A 16,422-nucleotide genomic window follows, 5' to 3' on the forward strand; every position below is an offset into this window, starting at 1 on the left:
ACGAATCTTCAGATAGGATGTTCATGGCCTCTTGTCTATATATGTGCTGTAAAAATTACTAGGTTTTAAAGTTTTATAATTAAAAAGAATTCTAATTACACCTTAGTATTCATTGAAGAAGAACTTTATTTTATTTTTTATAATTCATTATTAATAAATGGGTTTTTTATAGTCGCCAGGTAAATATATAGGCCTTTCCCAGCGATGGGAAGGCCCATGGTGGATGAAAAAATATCAGTGCTATTCACTGTTTTTTAAAGGGCTCTATTTATTTAGACGTAGAGTGGGGTTTTTCCTTATTCGTAATAATCTAGTTATAGAATGCTTGATATTATTTTTATATATCAATGTTATTAACTTTTAGTATAAGAGCAACATTGACATGATTAAGTTACTTGACCAAATTTAAATTGCATAGATATTTATTTTCTGCGATGTAATGGAAGTTATTGTTTTCGCAAATTTGTGATCTATGCGCCACTATTAATTAATATCATATACGCATATAAATAATGTTATTTTATTCAAATGAATATAAGGACGTAAATATGTCAGATTTTATTGTAATTGATAATCAGAATCCCCGTTACGATACCTTAAAGAAAGGGTTTAATTTGCGCTTTCCGGATGTCGGAGAAGGTACGGATTTTATCTACATATGCAAAACGGCGCAGGAGGTTATCGATGCCGCCAATAGCGCTTTACAGGCCGGATATCGACTGACCGTTCGCAGCGGTGGACACTGCTATGAGGGCTTTGTATCAAATAAGCTCAGTAGCGACGGCAGCCGGCCTATGGCGATAATCGACCTTGGGCTAATGACAGGAATGCAATACAGCGCAACCGGCGGTATCGTTTCCCCATGGGACAGCTCCGTTTCTTATCGTTTTTCCGCCGCTACCGGAAACCAGAACTGGGATGGCTACGTCAGCTTATACAAACTGTCAGGTAAAACGGTTCCCGGTGGTTCCTGTTACTCTGTGGGGTCTGGCGGGCACGTTTCTGGCGGGGGATATGGGCTGTTGTCCCGCCTGTATGGCCTAACGGTAGACTGGCTTTCCGGCGTAGATATTCTTGTCCCTCAGGCGGCGGGCAGCAGTAGCCTTGTTGTGAAGCACGTTAATCTGAATAGCGTAGGCAGCGATCGCGATCTGTTCATTGCTTGCCGCGGCGGCGGTGGCGGCAACTACGGTATTATCCTTAATTATTACTATGAAGATCTTCCTCTGGCGCCTCAGAAGGCGTATCTGCTGTCGCTTTCCTGGCCGTGGGACAGTTTCGGCACGGGGGATGCGGGAAAGGCTGCGTTTGGTGATTTCTTGCATACCTACTGGCAATGGTTCTCCGATCACGATGGAGAATGGAACAGTACCGATCCTACGCTGGCGAACGGCGGGCTTTTCACCCTGCTGAAATTGCAGCACCGTTCAACGGGAGACGTGGTGATGACTATCCAATACACCGGATTGGACGGCACCGTAGGCGGCTCTCAGGATCAACCCTTCATTGATTTTGTTGAGACAATGACGGAAATCGTTGGCGTAGCGCCAAGGATTGAGGCTCAGCCGGTGTGGCAGGGCGCCGTCGCACGCACAGAGGATCGGCAGGAAGCGCTGCGTGACCCCGTTGGCGATGCTCAACTGATGGACTGGCTATGGCTCACCGAAACCATTAACGGTTCCGGCGGAAACATGCGCAATAAGCATAAATCGGCCTATCACGTTGCCGATTTTACAGATACGCAAATTACCGCGCTTTGGAATTATCTGAATGCCAGCGAGGATGTCAGGCTGACCCAGGCTTGGGTACAGGTTGATTCTTATGGGGGATGTATCAACAGTAACGATGAGAACACTAATCCTACCGCCGTTTATCAACGCGGTTCCTTGCTGAAATCACAGTTCCAGCTTCACTGGAACAATGCCGAAGACGACGATTTTTGCGTGTCGTGGATGGCGAACCTGTATTCCGCCTATTTCGCCGAGACGGGCGGAAAACCGTTTGACGATGGCAGCGGTCGTTATCAAGGATGCTATATCAACTACCCGGATATAGACATGAAATACACCGATTCCACGCACGCAGCGGTCGACCCTCGATGGCTGACTTTATATTATGGAAGTAAAGCGGCGGCCTTGGTGGCCACAAAGCAGGCGGTAGATCCGAGTAATATTTTCCATCATGAAATGTCGATTCCTTTGACATTACCATCGTCCTGATAGCCCAGGTTAGCTCCAGGGAGGGAGCTGACTTTGCTGGTTGCAGCCAATGTCATATTTCTTTTTTAATAGCCTTGGCTAATCACATCGTTTGGCGCATTCGTCCGTCTCTGGCGTAGGCAGGCTGGCGGCAAGCTGCTAGTATTGTTGCTATGTTACTTATTGAAAAAGCGGCGATAGAAGCAACTATGTCACAGCAAAGCACCGGCGTTCTTCTCGTTAACCTTGGCACTCCCGATGCGCCGACGGCGTCGGCGGTAAAGCGCTATCTTTCCCAGTTTTTACAAGACCGAAGGGTAGTCGATACAAACCCCTTGCTGTGGTTCTTTCTGCTTAACGGCGTGATCCTGCCGCGTCGGGCTCCGCGCGTCGCCAAGCTTTATCAGGAAGTCTGGACGCCGGAAGGCTCCCCGCTGCTGGCCTACAGTCGTCGCCAGCGGCAGGCGCTGGCCGATCGCCTGCCTGACGTACCGGTTGAATTGGCGATGACCTACGGCTCGCCTTCCGTCGATGAGGCGTTAACCCGACTTCAGTCCAAGGGCATTAAGCGCCTTATCGTGCTGCCGCTTTACCCGCAATACTCTTGTTCAACCACGGCCGCCGCCTGGGACGCGCTGTCGGCGGCGTTTTCTCACCGTCGCGACCTGCCTCAGGTGTTTTTTATCCGCGACTATGCGGAGCACCCGCTCTATATCGCCGCGCTGGCGGACTCCATTCGGGCCTCTTTTGCTCAGCACGGAGAGCCTGACCTGCTGCTGTTTTCCTATCACGGCATTCCCCAACGCTACGCCGCCGAGGGCGATGACTATCCGCAGCGCTGCGAGGCGACGACCAACGCGGTGGTAAAGGCGCTAGGGCTTACGGATGCGCAATACAAAATGACCTACCAGTCGCGCTTTGGCAAAGAGGTATGGCTTCAACCCTATACGGATGAAACCATGCATTTGTTGCCCTCACAGGGCGTTAAGCGCGTTCAGGTCATCTGCCCCGGCTTTTCCGCCGACTGCCTGGAAACTATCGAAGAGATCGATAAGCAGAACCGGGAATTTTTTATGGAGGCGGGAGGAGAAAGCTTTAATTATATTTCCGCGTTAAATGATTCTGCGGCACATATCGAGTTAATGCAGGCGCTGGTTGAAGCATACCTGTAGCTCCATCGTGCAGACCCTTTTTTAAGGCCGTTTATAATCTATTGATTTTAAATGGCCTTATCGACCCTCTTAAAAAAGGGTTTTGGGACTTAGAAATGGAAAAAGTGATTAACGGCAAGGGGATAGTGGGGTATTGTTCTACTTGACCGCCGCATAGGCGGCTTAGAAAATCCACCACGGATCGGTTCTGGCGGAGCTATATCTTGACCGCCGCATAGGCGGCTTAGAAAATAGTCCCGGCGGCGGCTACCCCTTTCCCCATAAAAAATACCGAGCTAATGCTCGGTATTTTCCTATCCAGCGAGGCTAGCCTACACCGGGCATCCCTCCGGCTCCTTCCTGTCGCCGCTTAAAATGCCGTTGTACATCTCGTCCAGCATGGTCTGGGCGATTTCGCGTTCGCCCATGATCACATGGTCGGCGCCGCGTTCGGAGATGTATTCCACTTCGTCATCGTAGTGGGCGCGGGCGATGATGAGCAGGTCAGGGCGCTGAGCGCGGGCGTAGGAAACGATCTCTCCCGCCTCGTAGCCGTTTGGCGTCGTGACGAACAGGCAGCGGGCGCAGTCAAGGCGGGCCAGGCTTAGGATGTCGTGGCTGCCCGCGTTGCCCAGCACGGTGCTGATTTCACGCTCGCGCAGCATTTCCACGCGCGACAGCGAGTTTTCCACCACCACCAGCGGCACGTCGAGGATGTGCAGGCGTTCGCACAGGATGCTGCCGACCCGGCCGTAGCCTATCAGAATAACGTGGTTGCACATGTCCACCGGCACCTGCGCCACTTCCTCTTCCACCACCTCTTCGACAATCTGGTCTTCGATGGTTTCGGTTTTACTCAGGTACTTACCGACCAGATTAAAGACCAGCGGGTTAAGCAGAATTGACAGAATCGCGCCGGCCAGGATCAGGCTCTGTGCGTCTCTGTCAAGCACGCCCAGCGCGACGCCCATCGTGGCGAGAATAAAGGCGAATTCACCGATTTGCGCCAGGCTGGCGGAGATGGTCAGCGCGGTGCGCTTGGAGTGGCCAAACAGGCGCACGATAAAAAACGCCGCCAGCGATTTGCCTAAGACGATAATAACCAGCGTCGCCAGAACGGCCAGCGGCTGTTCGATAAGCGTCATGGGTTCAAACAGCATGCCGACGGAGACGAAGAACAGCACCGCGAAAGCGTCGCGCAGCGGCAGGGTGTTCTGCGCAGCCCGGTGGCTCAGTTCCGATTCGTTAAGCACCATACCGGCAAAGAATGCGCCCAGCGCGAACGACGCGCCGAACAGCTGCACTGAACCGTAGGCAATGCCCATGGCGATGGCGAGCACCGACAGGGTAAACAGCTCGTTAGAGCCGGTGCTGGCGCTTTTTGCCAACAGCCACGGCACCACGCGGCGTCCGACGACAATCATCAGCACGATAAAGGCGATGACCTTTCCAAGAGTGATGCCCATCGAAATCGCCAGATTAGAGAAATCGCTGTGCCCCTGCTGCATAATGCCGGTGACCGCAGGCAGCAGAACCAGCGCCATGACCATCGCCAAATCTTCGACGATGAGCCACCCAATGGCGATTTTCCCCCGCTGGCTTTCAATCAGCTGCCGCTCCTCTAACGCGCGTAAAAGCACGACGGTACTGGCGGTGGAAAGACACAGGCCAAAGACGATACCGTTAAATAAACCCCAGCCTAACAGATGCGCCAATCCCATCCCCAGCAGCGTTGCCACAGCAATCTGCGCAATAGCGCCCGGAATGGCAATCTTTTTTACCGACAGCAGATCTTTTAGCGAAAAATGAAGCCCCACCCCGAACATCAACAAGATCACGCCCACTTCTGCCAGCTGGTTTGCCAGCGCTTCATCCGCGACGAAACCCGGCGTATGTTTACCCGCTACGATGCCCGCGATGAGATAGCCGACAAGCGGCGAAATCTTCAGGCGATTGGCTATCATACCGAACAAAAAGGCGAGAACGAGGCCGCCGGCAATGGTGGTTATCAAGGGAGTAGCGTGATCCATCAATGCTCCTTCTAGCTTTAGGACTGGGGGAATAAGTTAATTTTATGGTATTTATCGTCTTTTTGCTTGGGAAAATTTGCTTTTTTTGAAAAATAACGCGCATTCATTACTGAATCGATTAAAGGAGGGCATTTTTACAAAAATGAGAGGCTATTGTTAGATGGATTAAGGGATTTCCTCGGGGAGAAAAATTTTTTCTCCCCGAGGAAAGCGTTAGTTATCGCGCGCTGTGTTCAATATTTGGTAATAGAGCGGTAAGAATGCCGAGCAGTGGCAGGAAAGAACAAATATGGTAAACGGTTTCAATGCTGCTATGGTCTGCAACATAGCCCAGAGCGGCTGCGCCGAGCCCTCCCATGCCGAAGGATAACCCGAAGAACAGCCCAGATATCATACCGACTTTACCGGGGATCAGCTCCTGAGCGTAGACCAGTATGGCGGAAAAGGCTGACGCGATGATAAGACCAATAATTACCGTTAAAACGCCGGTCCAGTAGAGGGATGCATAGGGTAAAATAAGGGTAAAAGGCGCTGCGCCGAGAATTGAGGCCCAAATAACATATTTTCTCCCTATCTTGTCGCCCACGGGGCCGCCAATAAAGGTTCCCGCCGCAACGGCAAACAGGAAGACGAACAGGTGGATCTGTGCATTTTGCTCGGTTACGCCGAACTTATGTATCAGATAGAAGGTGTAATAGCTGCTAATGCTGGCCAAATAGAAATATTTTGAGAATATCAGCACTAACAGAACGCCCAGAGAGAAGACGATGGTGCGATTAGGCAGGCGATTTACGGCAACGGCTTTAAACGGCTTGCCGCCGTTGCTACGTTGCTGCGCCTGATACCAGCGGCCTATTTGCAGCAGAACGACGATGGCGAGCAGCGGAGCTACGGCAAACCAGGTCAGCGTACCCTTGCCGTAAGGCGTAATAAACGCTGCCGCCAGCAGCGGCCCCAGCGAAGAGCCGAGGTTCCCGCCTACCTGAAACAGCGACTGCGCCATGCCGTGCTTTCCGCCGGAGGCCATGCGCGCTACGCGCGATGACTCAGGGTGGAATACCGATGAGCCGGTGCCTACCAGCGCGGCGGCCAGCAGTACCATGTGGAAGTTACTGGCGAAGGCCAGCAGTATCAGCCCTACAAGAGTGAACCCCATACCGATAGGCAAAGAGTAGGGTTTAGGGTGCTTATCGGTGTACAGGCCGATAAGGGGCTGTAGCAGCGACGCGGTGAGTTGATACGTCAGGGTAATCAGGCCTATTTGGCCAAACGTCAGCGAGAATTCGCCCTGCAGCAGTGGATAGATAGCGACGATCAGGGACTGCGTCATGTCGTTTAGCATATGGGAAACGCTGATCGCGCTGAGGATGCGAAAAGACGTTTTGCGTGAGTTATCAGCGACCGAGGGCAGGGCCGTATTGCTAGTCTGGTTTGTCATGGCGATAAATGGTGTTTACGAGCGGCGGATAGAATAAAACGGGCAAAACGGAAGTATTTTGCCCATAAAATCGGCGAAACGGCCTAGTATAGCGTGGTCATTCAACGCATTGAAAGACGTGTGTGTGAGAAGCTGTAACTTTTATTTCTAAGGCGCCGCAATCGGCGCAAAAATCCCGGACGTCATGCGGCAAAGATCGGCAGGCGCCAGCTCAATGTCCAGCCCGCGCTTGCCGCCTGAAACATACATGGATTCAAAACTTTCGGCGTCTGCGTCAATAACGGTAGGCAGCCGCTTTTTCTGTGCCAGCGGGCTGATGCCGCCCACCAGATAGCCGGTAACGCGTTGGGCCAGCGTCGGGTCGGCCATGTCGACTTTCTTGACTGACAGCGCCTTAGCCATCTTTTTCAAATCCAGCATGCCCGAAACGGGCACCACCGCGACCGCCAGCTTCTTCTCATCGCCGTTCAGGCTCACTAGCAGCGTTTTATAGACTCGGCTGGCGTCCAGACCGAGTTTTTTTACCGCCTCGTCGCCGAAGTTGGTTTCGTTGGGATCGTGGTCATAGGGATGAAGAACGTAGTTTACCTTTTGCTGTTTCAGCAGGCGAACGGCCGGCGTCATTACGGTTTCCTCTTTCTGTTTTTGCTTGGTGTGAGTGGCGTATCGTCAAATCGGGACGCGTTATGATAGCGCGTTGGCGCGGCGTTTTCTCGCCGGGAACGGTCTTTAATTTTTCACCAACGCTAAAAATACGAAGGGCTAAGGCGCTCGGCCTAACAGCGCCGGTAAATTATGCTCGCCAAACAGGTGCAGCGCGCCGACCACCACCACATAGTCGCCCTTTGGCAGCGCTTTAAGCTTTTGCGCCCAGTCCCGGTTTCGTTCGGTTATCATGATGCGATAAATGTCGTCTCCCATGCCGTAGGGGAGGCGCAGCGTTTCGCGCTGCGGTTTTTCGTTAAGCCACCAGCGAACCATGATTAACATCAGCCGCTGATTGTCCTGCCAGTGCGCCAGCGTGTCGCGCAGCAGGGGGAGCCCTTCGGCGGGCAACCGTTTTAACAGCGTCATCTGCTTCTCCGCGCCCTCAAGCTCTATAACGGAAAGCGCGTCCTCGCGGGCGGCCAGAATGCTTTGATAGTCGATGCCAAACTCGCTTTTCAGCCCGGAACGTTCGGCCTGCATCGCCTGCAGCATTAAGGCCACGTGCCACGCCGGCTTGCTTTCCAGACTGTCTTCGCTAAGTCCTACCTGTCGACTGCGTTTAAGAAGCTGCTGATACTCTTGCCCGCTGAGGCTTTCCGTCAGGCGCGCGTCGGCGGGCTGAACGTCAAAGCGAACGGGCTGAGAAATGTCGACCTCAACGATAAGCGCATCGGCCTGCGCCATTCGTTGGCGCAATAAAGGGGGCAGGGGAGCCATCTCCCGGCTGCCCATATGAATGCTGCCGACCAGATGAAAGCGGCTGCCGCCGTCAGTGACGACGTCAAATGCCGGGTAGGCGTACGGCAGCGAGGGCGTAAGCCCCAGAATGACGGCCAGACGCCGCAGAATGCGTTTCATTGAAGGCCTAAAAGTTGTCGTTACGTGAATAGCTAAGAGTATTAGCAGGTAATAGCGGCGCACTCAAGAACGAGCGCGCCGCGGGAAGTAAAAAACGGCTATTGTCTGGGCTTGAACCTCAACAGTCGATTCGCGTTACTGACCACCGTAATCGACGAGAGCGCCATCGCCGCGCCGGCGACCACCGGGTTAAGCAGCGTTCCCGTCAGCGGGTACAAAATGCCTGCGGCGATCGGGATGCCCAGCGAGTTGTACACAAACGCGCCCAGCAGGTTTTGCTTCATGTTGCGAAGCGTCGCTTTAGACAGCGCGAGCGCGTCGGCGACGCCCTCAAGGCTGTGGCGCATCAGGGTGATAGCCGCCGTTTCGATGGCGATGTCGCTACCGCCGCCCATGGCGATGCCGACGTCGGCGCGAGCCAGCGCGGGGGCGTCGTTAATGCCGTCGCCGACCATGGCGACTTTATGGCCGTCCTGCTGCAGGCGCGCGATGGCCTCCGCCTTTCCGTCCGGCAATACGCCGGCGATCACTTCGTCAATACCGGCCTGTTGTGCGATCGCATTGGCGGTGACCGGGTTGTCTCCGGTCAGCATGACCAGCCGATAGCCCTGCTGGTGCAGCCGATTCAGGGCGGAAACGCTGTCTTCTCGCAGCGGATCGCGGATTGCCAGTACGGCGGCTAACGCGCCGTTAACCGCCAGCAGCACTGGCGTTGCGCCCATCGCCGCTTCTTTGGCGATAGCGTCGGCGGCGGCCTGCGTGTCGACCTGCTGTTCCTGCAGCAGGCGTTCGTTACCTAGCAGCAAAGACGCGTCGCCAGACCTGCCGGTAACGCCCAGCCCGCGCAGCGTCCGGAAGTCGCTAACGTCAGGCAGCGCCATTCCCTGGGCTTTCGTCATGATGGCGTGGGCCAGAGGGTGGCTGGCGCCCTGTTCCAGCGCGGCGGCATATTGGAGAATCTGCGACTCATGGTATCGATTAAAGGCGTAGATGGCGCTGACCAGCGGTTTGCCTTCGGTGAGCGTCCCGGTTTTGTCAAAAACGACGGTGTCTATCGCGCTTGCCTGCTGGAGCGCGTCCGCGTCGCGGACTAATACACCCATTTCGGCCGCGCGCCCGACGCCCGAAATGATCGACATCGGCGTCGCCAGCCCTAACGCGCAGGGGCAGGCGATGATAAGGACGGTAGTGACGATAACCAGCGTATAGACCAGCTGAGGCTGCGGACCGACTAAATACCAAATCAGACCGCTAATTAACGCAATGGCGACCACGACCGGTACAAAGATGGCTGAAATACGATCCGCCATCCGGCCGATTTCCGGCTTGCTGCTCTGCGCCTGACGCACCAGCTTGATGATGCGCGCCAGCGTGGTTTGGTTGCCGATAGCGTTAGCGCGGAACAGGGCGCTGCCGTCCTGTACGACCGTACCCGCGTGCAGCGCGTTTCCTGCGGCTTTTGGCTGCGGCATGGCTTCGCCGGTCAGCATCGCTTCGTCCACCCAGACTTCGCCCTGGAGCATTTCACCGTCGACCGGCACCCGATCGCCGGTCGTCAGGCGCAGCGTCATGCCCAGCTTTACTTCCGACAGCGGCAGAACGGTTTCCCCTTGCTCGGTAACGACTCTGGCGGTCGGCGGCGTCAGGTCCAGCAGCCGCTCAAGCGCCTTGGACGAGCGCGAGCGCGCCCGCTGTTCCAGCGCGTGGCCGAGGTTTATCAGGCCGATAATCATCGCGCTGGCTTCAAAGTACACGTGCCGCGCTTCGTGCGGAAAGAGTGAAGGCCAAACCGCGACGCTGATGGAGTAGATCCAGGCCGCGCCGGTACCTAGTGCGATAAGCGTATCCATGGTCGCGCTGCCGTTTTTCAGGCTGCGCGCCGCGTTGACATAAAAATGGCCGCCCGCGGCAATCATCACCGCCAGCGTGGCCACCCCGGCGACTATCCAGAAGGTTTGATTGTCGGCGCTGACCATCATGTTGTCGCCAATCATCCCCCATACCATTAGCGGAATGCCTAAAGCCAGAGCCAACGCGGACTGCCAGCGGTAGCGGCGGATGTTTTGCTGCGCCGTTTCGTGCTGGCGGGCGCGGCGCGTTTCTTCATCCTGAATAACCTCTGCGCCGTAGCCCGCCTGTTCAACGGCATTGACCAGCGCGCCGACGTCCGGCGTGCCGAACGCCATTGCGCTACGTTCGGCGAGGTTCACCCGCGCTTGCGCAACGCCGGGAACGCTTTCCAGCGCTTTTTGCACCTTATTCACGCAGCTGGCGCAGGTCATGCCGTTAATCAACAGCTGTACGCTGTCGTCATCGTCAGACGGCGCGGCCGGAGTGGAAACTTCTGCCGCTGTCACTGGCTCCGGCGTTTCTGATGCAGGCAGCGGCTCAGTTTTTGGGGGCGTAGCGCCATCGCTCAAGGTGGCTTCATATCCCGCCTGAACAACGGCGTCAATCAGCGCCTGAGGGGATGCGCTGCCGGTGACGACGGCTTCCGTCAGGCTGACGTCGGCGCGTTCTACGCCCGCAACGGCCTCTAGCGCCTTCTTTGTAGATCCGACGCAGTGTTGGCAGGTGAGTCCGGCCAACCGCAGGTGCACTTCCGAACCGGCGTTAGCCTCGGAGGCCTCATAGCCGGCCTGTTTTACCGCCTCAACCAATGCGTCGGGCGAAGCCGTGCCGTAGACTTCCGCCTTGTCCAGCGTGACGTCAGCCGCCAGTACGCCGTCTACGGCTTCCAGCGCTTTTGCCGTTCTGCCGGTGCAGTGCCCGCAGGAAAGGCCGGACAGGGCTAAAACAACGTCCGGCTGCGCCAGCCGGGCCTGATAGCCCGCGCCTTCAACGGCAGCGATAAGCGTCGCGGCATCGGCTTCGCCAACAATCTTCGCACTCGTGACGTTGACGTCCGTTGATTGAACGCCGGGCAGCGCATCGAGCGCTTTTTTCACTCTCCCGGCGCAGCCCATGCAGGACAGCCCGGTCAACTGTAAAACGGTAGTGTGTTGCATAACGTAGCTCCTGAATTCTGAGCCCGGCGGCGCCGAGCAGAAGAAGGTTCTCTGACTGTGATTAAGTCTAAACCTTCCAGCAACAGGAAGGTCAAGCGATAAGGCGGATTATTTATTTCAGGAATGTCAAAACCGCATTTTGCCGTCGTTAAGAAGAAGAGTGGGATCTCGCTCATACTTTTACGCTAAGTCACGCTGAGCTACGATTAAATTCTGTTCATCATATATTATATATAATATATTATTTATGAATTGGAGATGAGTTAGCGCCTTGTCTTTCATGTTTTCAATGGGTTGTGTTCAGTCATTCCAAGGAGAATAAAGATGAAAATTGTCAGCGTTGACGTTATTGACGTAAAAAATCCGCTACAGTCCGCCGTAGCCAAGTGGCGCCCGGTTGTGGTGCGCATCAATACGGATGAAGGGATTTCCGGCTTTGGCGAAGTGGGAATGGCCTACGGCGTAGGGGCTTCCGCAGGCTTCGGCATGGCGAAAGATCTTGCCAGCATCATTATCGGCATGGATCCGATGGAAACGGAAAAGATCTGGGACAAAATGCAGAAAAAAACCTTCTGGGGTCAGGGCGGCGGCACCGTCGTTTCAGCCGGGATGAGCGCGATCGACGTCGCGCTGTGGGATATCAAGGGGAAAGCGCTCAACGTGCCCTGTTACCAACTGTTGGGCGGTAAGTGTCGCGATTCGCTGCGCACCTACGCCAGCCAACTGCAGTTCGGATGGGGCGACGCAGAGAAAAAGGAAATCTTAACGACGCCCCAGCAGTATGCGGCAGCGGCGGAAAAGGCGCTGGCCGAAGGTTATGACGCCATCAAGGTTGACGTTAACGAAATCAACGAGCAGGGCGGCGTAAAGAAAAGCAATCTGTACGGCGTGTTTGCCGACCGCGAACTGAAGGTCGGCTACAAGCGCCTTAAGGCCATTCGCGAAGCGGTGGGCGACGAGGTCGATATTATCGTCGAGGCTCATGCGTTGACCGATACAGCTTCCGCCATTCGCTTTGGCCGCATGATTGAAGACCTGCGCATTTCCGCTTATGAAGAGCCGGTGATGAACCTGAACCACGGCCAGCTGAAAGAGGTGAAGCGCAACGTCAACATTCCTATCGCCGCGGGTGAACGCATCTATACCCGCTGGGGCTTCCGTCCGTACTTTGAAGAACACATCATCGATCTTATCCAGCCCGATCTCGGCACCTGCGGCGGCTTTAGCGAAGCGAAAAAGATCTGCGACATGGGCCATATCTACGACACCACCTGTCAGATCCACGTTTGCGGCGGTCCGATCATGACGGCGGCGGCGCTACAGCTTGAGTGCGCCATCCCCAACTTCGGCATCCACGAGCTGCATCGCTACGCGCTGCTGGACGGCAACCGCGCCACCTGTAAGTACGACTATCTGCCCAAAAACGGTCAGTATGCGATCCCCGATTTGCCAGGCATTGGTCAGGAGCTGACTGAAAAATCGATTGCCGAATCGCCAAAAGAGACCGTGAAGTAACAGGCTGACGTTACCGAGGGTTGCCGCCTTATCGGTGCGAATACGCCGGGTGCGAAGAATGTAAAAAGACGTTTGTCGACAGCGAATGAGGAGTAATCCGCATTTGCCGGAGGCGCCTATTGTCAAAAACAACGCATCTGATGCAGTATTTCGCTGCCGAATAAATATAAATAACGGCGGCGACCCTGACAGAGGGGAGGCTTCGCGAGAAAGCGTGAAAACCTCCTAATCGTTGATTAGGGTTAATTACGCAGAGCCGGCGAGTGGTATCGTCGGCTCTGCGGGGAGTTGAAGCATGGGATTAACAATATCGCTTGTTGTCATCGCATGGGTCGCCTGGATGATAGCAAGGAAAGGGTACGCGACCGCCGTGCTGCTGATTGCCGGCGTTTTCCTGCTGGGAACGTCGGTCCTTCTTGACCTGGGCCCCGGGCTGACGTTGAAAAAGTCTACCGGCAGCGGCTTTTTCGACATTTTTCAGGTTGTCCAAAACATTATGTCAAGCAACCTCGGCGGGCTGGGGCTGGCGATTATGGCAATGGGCGGCTTCTCCCGCTATATGGACACGCTGCACGCCGGTCAGGCGCTGTACGCCGTCGTCGGCGGGCCGCTGAAATACATCAAGTCTCCTTATCTTCTGGCCTGTATGGGCTTCATCGTTTCCCAGATTATCGGCATGGCGATCCCCAGCGCGTCCGGGCTGGCGCTGATGCTGATGGTGACGCTGTACCCCGTGATGATCCGCGCCGGCGTTTCCCGACTGACGGCGGTGGCCATTATCGGCTCCAGCCGCTTCTTTGACCTGGGGCCTGGCTCGGCCAACTGCCTGCTGGCGGCTAAAACCTCAGGCATTGAGTGGGCTGAGTATTTCCTCCACTGGCAGATGAAGATCTATTTTCCGCTGCTGCTGACAATGTTGGTTTCACACTACTTTGTTCAGCGCTTCTGGGAGCGTCGCGAAGGCCCCGATCCGGAAGACTTGATACTGCAGGAACAGTTCCGCAAAGAGCAGGAAGGGCAAACCGCGCAGGTGCCGAAAATTTACGCGCTGTTGCCTATCGTTCCGCTGGTGATTCTGCTGCTGTTTAACCCGGTTGTACTCGGCCAGTTTGGCGTCAACATCAAGGTTGGCGTACCGTCGGCCATCGTTCTCAGTACGCTTATCGCCATGCTGTTTGACTTTATTCGCCGCCGCAACGGCTTTGACGTGCTTAACGGCATGAAGTCCTTCTTCGAAGGGCTGGGCAAGCAGCTGACTATCGTCGTGGCGCTGATTATCGCAGGTCAGGTGTTCGGCGAGGGGCTTATCGCCATCGGCGCCGTGAATTCACTCATCGCTGGCGTAGAAGGTGCAGGGCTTGGCGCGGGCTTCATGATTATTCTGATGAGCCTGATTATCGGCGCCGTCGCCTTCCTGATGGGCTCCGGCAACGCGCCGTTCTTCTCCTTTGCAGCGCTTATCCCAAGCATTGCCGCCAAGATGGGCGTACCGTCCGCAGCCATGCTGCTGCCGCTGCAAACCATGACCGGATTTGGCCGCACCATGTCGCCGGTAACCGGCGCTATCGTTGCGGTGGCGGGCATCGCGGGGGTATCGCCGTTCCAAATCGTCAAGCGCAACGCCATCCAACTGGTTCTGTGTATGTTGGTCAACTTTATCCTGACCTTTACCGTCGTGCTACCCTGACGGCGCGTCGTCATTGACAACGCCCGCGCACCGCGCGGGCCGATAAGGAGAAAATCATGCAGGCGGATGTTCAAAAAAATCTGGCCGACTTTATCGCCAACTGTCGTGATGAACTGATTGTCGGACGGCTTATTGAGGACATGAAGTATCGCGTCATCGACTGGCTGGGCTGCGCCGCAGTTGGCGCGCGCTATCCGCAGTGCGACATTGCGCGTCGAACGTTTACGCACTTTGGCGGCGTCGAGGAGGCCGTCGTTATCGGCGCGTCGGGGCGCTACCCCGCACCGGCGGCGGCGATGGTCAACGGCATTATCGGCCACGTTTCCGAACTTGATGACGGCCATCGTAAGGCCATCGGCCACCCGGGCTCGGTCACGCTGCCCGTCGCGCTGGCGCTGGGTGAGTCGCTTAACGTGAGCGGTAGCGCGTTCCTAAAGGCGCTGGTTGTCGGCTACGACGTGTATATTCGGCTGGGGCAGACGGTGAATCCTTCCCACTATGCCTACTGGCACACCACCGGTACCTGCGGCACTTTTGCCGCCGCAGCGACGGCGGCGTCGCTGATGCGGCTTACGGCTGAACAGGCGCGCAACGCGTTAGGCATCGCGGCAACTATGGCCAGCGGGCTGGTGGCCTCGTTTGGCTCTCACGCCAAAGCGCTAAACGTTGGGCACGCCTGCCAAAGCGGCGTTTATGCCGCGCTTCTTGCAAAAGAGGGCTTTACCGGCTCGCCGCAGGCCCTGGCGGGCGACAAGGGCTTCGTTAAGGCGACAAGCGATTATGAGTCGCTTAAGTATCTGGAATGCCTCACGGAGGAGGGGCTGCTGTCCGATACCGCCTTTTATAAGGTCTACGCCTCTTGCGGACACACCAACTCCCCGCTGGATGCAGTATTTGGCCTGATGAATGCGCACACGCTGGACGTCAAAAAGATAGCCCGCATTCACGTCGCTACCTACCGCATTTCGGTATCGCTGACGGCGCCGCTGAAGGTGAATAATGAAGATGAGGCTAAGTTTTCGCTGCCTTACTGCATCGCGGTGGCCCTGATCTTTGGCCGCGTTTCGCTGGCGGAGTTTCAGCCACAGGCGTTGGGTAATCCCGACGTGCTGGCGCTGGCGAAAAAGGTTGAGGTCGTAGAGTCAGAAGAGGCGACGGCGCGCTTTCCCAAGCGGCAGGCGGAAGTCACGATAGTCATGGAGGATGGAAAAACCTATCGACATCGGGTGATGGACGCCACCGACGTCGCCAACTTCGCCATGCTGGAGCAGAAGTTTCTCCACTCGGCGCAGGGCGTGGACCGGCAGGCGTCGGAAGCCGTGCTGGCGTTTATCAAGGCGATGGACAAGAGTGCGGATATTGCGCCGTTGACAGAGTACTTACGAAAAATTTAATCGCGTTAAGGAGCCAAGCAACGAACGCGATGCTCAGACAGGTTCTATTTCTTTTAAGCGGCGTATTAACGCCGCTTTATTGTATATAGAAAACCCCCAGCTAGGCTGGGGGTTCTGGAAAGCTTTCAGCTTTAAATCAGTTATATAAACCCCTTTTGATTTGTTAAAACATGTTGCGGTCTGGCAACTGCAAAAGTTAAACAAGAAATCAAAAGGGGGTCCCAATGGGGGACGAAAAGAGCTTAGCGCATACCCGATGGAACTGTAAATATCACATAGTATTTGCGCCCAAATACCGAAGACAAGCCTTCTACGGAGAGAAACGTAGAGCAGTGGGCATCATATTAAGAAAGCTATGTGAATGGAAAAACGTGAATATTCTTGAAGCGGAATGCTGTGTTGATCATATACATATGCTTCTGGAAATCCCGCCCA

At 55.3% G+C, this 16,422-nt stretch carries 11 protein-coding genes; 6 read left to right on the forward strand and 5 right to left on the reverse strand.

What is annotated here, in order from left to right; all coding sequences use genetic code 11:
* The first annotated feature begins 548 nt into the window (after positions 1-548).
* Both G544_RS0114305 and hemH read left to right on the forward strand, forming a co-directional pair.
* On the forward strand, positions 549-2,219 hold the full coding sequence (locus tag G544_RS0114305) for a BBE domain-containing protein (protein WP_036024173.1): 1,671 nt from the start codon (positions 549-551) through the stop codon (positions 2,217-2,219).
* Positions 2,220-2,407: 188 nt separating this feature from the next.
* The gene (gene hemH / locus G544_RS0114310) at positions 2,408-3,370 is read left to right on the forward strand and encodes a ferrochelatase (protein ID WP_027275236.1); all 963 of its coding nucleotides are present in this window, start codon (positions 2,408-2,410) and stop codon (positions 3,368-3,370) included.
* A 311-nt stretch (positions 3,371-3,681) separates the two neighbouring features.
* Here the strand turns inward: hemH and ybaL are convergent, their stop codons facing one another.
* The 5 genes from ybaL to copA form a co-directional block, all read right to left on the reverse strand.
* Positions 3,682-5,379 carry a YbaL family putative K(+) efflux transporter gene (gene ybaL / locus G544_RS0114315; RefSeq protein ID WP_027275237.1) on the reverse strand — a complete coding sequence of 566 codons (1,698 nt, stop codon included), beginning with the start codon at positions 5,377-5,379 and terminating at the stop codon, positions 3,682-3,684.
* Positions 5,380-5,596: 217 nt separating this feature from the next.
* Positions 5,597-6,817 carry an MFS transporter gene (locus tag G544_RS0114320; RefSeq protein ID WP_027275238.1) on the reverse strand — a complete coding sequence of 407 codons (1,221 nt, stop codon included), beginning with the start codon at positions 6,815-6,817 and terminating at the stop codon, positions 5,597-5,599.
* A 147-nt stretch (positions 6,818-6,964) separates the two neighbouring features.
* Positions 6,965-7,441, reverse strand: coding sequence for a Cys-tRNA(Pro)/Cys-tRNA(Cys) deacylase YbaK (ybaK, locus tag G544_RS0114325; protein ID WP_027275239.1), 477 nt, complete (start codon positions 7,439-7,441; stop codon positions 6,965-6,967).
* Positions 7,442-7,579: 138 nt separating this feature from the next.
* The gene (locus G544_RS0114330; RefSeq protein ID WP_027275240.1) at positions 7,580-8,383 is read right to left on the reverse strand and encodes a TraB/GumN family protein; all 804 of its coding nucleotides are present in this window, start codon (positions 8,381-8,383) and stop codon (positions 7,580-7,582) included.
* 98 nt (positions 8,384-8,481) lie between these two features.
* Positions 8,482-11,391, reverse strand: a complete 2,910-nt coding sequence (gene copA / locus G544_RS0114335) for a copper-exporting P-type ATPase CopA (RefSeq protein WP_027275241.1) — start codon at positions 11,389-11,391, stop codon at positions 8,482-8,484.
* A gap of 324 nt (positions 11,392-11,715) precedes the next feature.
* On the opposite strand from copA, the gene G544_RS0114340 reads away from it, so the two are divergent.
* The 4 genes from G544_RS0114340 to tnpA all read left to right on the forward strand — a co-directional run.
* Positions 11,716-12,906, forward strand: coding sequence for a mandelate racemase/muconate lactonizing enzyme family protein (locus tag G544_RS0114340; protein ID WP_027275242.1), 1,191 nt, complete (start codon positions 11,716-11,718; stop codon positions 12,904-12,906).
* Between the two features lie 295 nt (positions 12,907-13,201).
* Positions 13,202-14,593, forward strand: a complete 1,392-nt coding sequence (gene dcuC / locus G544_RS0114345; protein ID WP_027275243.1) for a C4-dicarboxylate transporter DcuC — start codon at positions 13,202-13,204, stop codon at positions 14,591-14,593.
* A 56-nt stretch (positions 14,594-14,649) separates the two neighbouring features.
* Positions 14,650-15,987, forward strand: coding sequence for an MmgE/PrpD family protein (locus G544_RS0114350; protein ID WP_027275244.1), 1,338 nt, complete (start codon positions 14,650-14,652; stop codon positions 15,985-15,987).
* 224 nt (positions 15,988-16,211) lie between these two features.
* Positions 16,212-16,422 (forward strand): IS200/IS605 family transposase (gene tnpA / locus G544_RS21790; protein WP_027275245.1); only part of this gene is annotated, 211 nt, incomplete at its 3' end.

Origin of the sequence: Leminorella grimontii ATCC 33999 = DSM 5078, assembly GCF_000439085.1 — a bacterium.
Lineage (GTDB): Bacteria > Pseudomonadota > Gammaproteobacteria > Enterobacterales > Enterobacteriaceae > Leminorella > Leminorella grimontii.

Excerpts from the sequence above, each read along its gene's own strand:
- G544_RS0114305 (WP_036024173.1), top strand. The coding sequence starts at position 549 with ATGTCAGATTTTATTGTAATTGATAATCAGAATCCCCGTTACGATACC.
- hemH (WP_027275236.1), top strand. The coding sequence starts at position 2,408 with ATGTCACAGCAAAGCACCGGCGTTCTTCTCGTTAACCTTGGCACTCCC.
- ybaL (WP_027275237.1), bottom strand. The coding sequence starts at position 5,379 with ATGGATCACGCTACTCCCTTGATAACCACCATTGCCGGCGGCCTCGTT.
- G544_RS0114320 (WP_027275238.1), bottom strand. The coding sequence starts at position 6,817 with ATGACAAACCAGACTAGCAATACGGCCCTGCCCTCGGTCGCTGATAAC.
- ybaK (WP_027275239.1), bottom strand. The coding sequence starts at position 7,441 with ATGACGCCGGCCGTTCGCCTGCTGAAACAGCAAAAGGTAAACTACGTT.
- G544_RS0114330 (WP_027275240.1), bottom strand. The coding sequence starts at position 8,383 with ATGAAACGCATTCTGCGGCGTCTGGCCGTCATTCTGGGGCTTACGCCC.
- copA (WP_027275241.1), bottom strand. The coding sequence starts at position 11,391 with ATGCAACACACTACCGTTTTACAGTTGACCGGGCTGTCCTGCATGGGC.
- G544_RS0114340 (WP_027275242.1), top strand. The coding sequence starts at position 11,716 with ATGAAAATTGTCAGCGTTGACGTTATTGACGTAAAAAATCCGCTACAG.
- dcuC (WP_027275243.1), top strand. The coding sequence starts at position 13,202 with ATGGGATTAACAATATCGCTTGTTGTCATCGCATGGGTCGCCTGGATG.
- G544_RS0114350 (WP_027275244.1), top strand. The coding sequence starts at position 14,650 with ATGCAGGCGGATGTTCAAAAAAATCTGGCCGACTTTATCGCCAACTGT.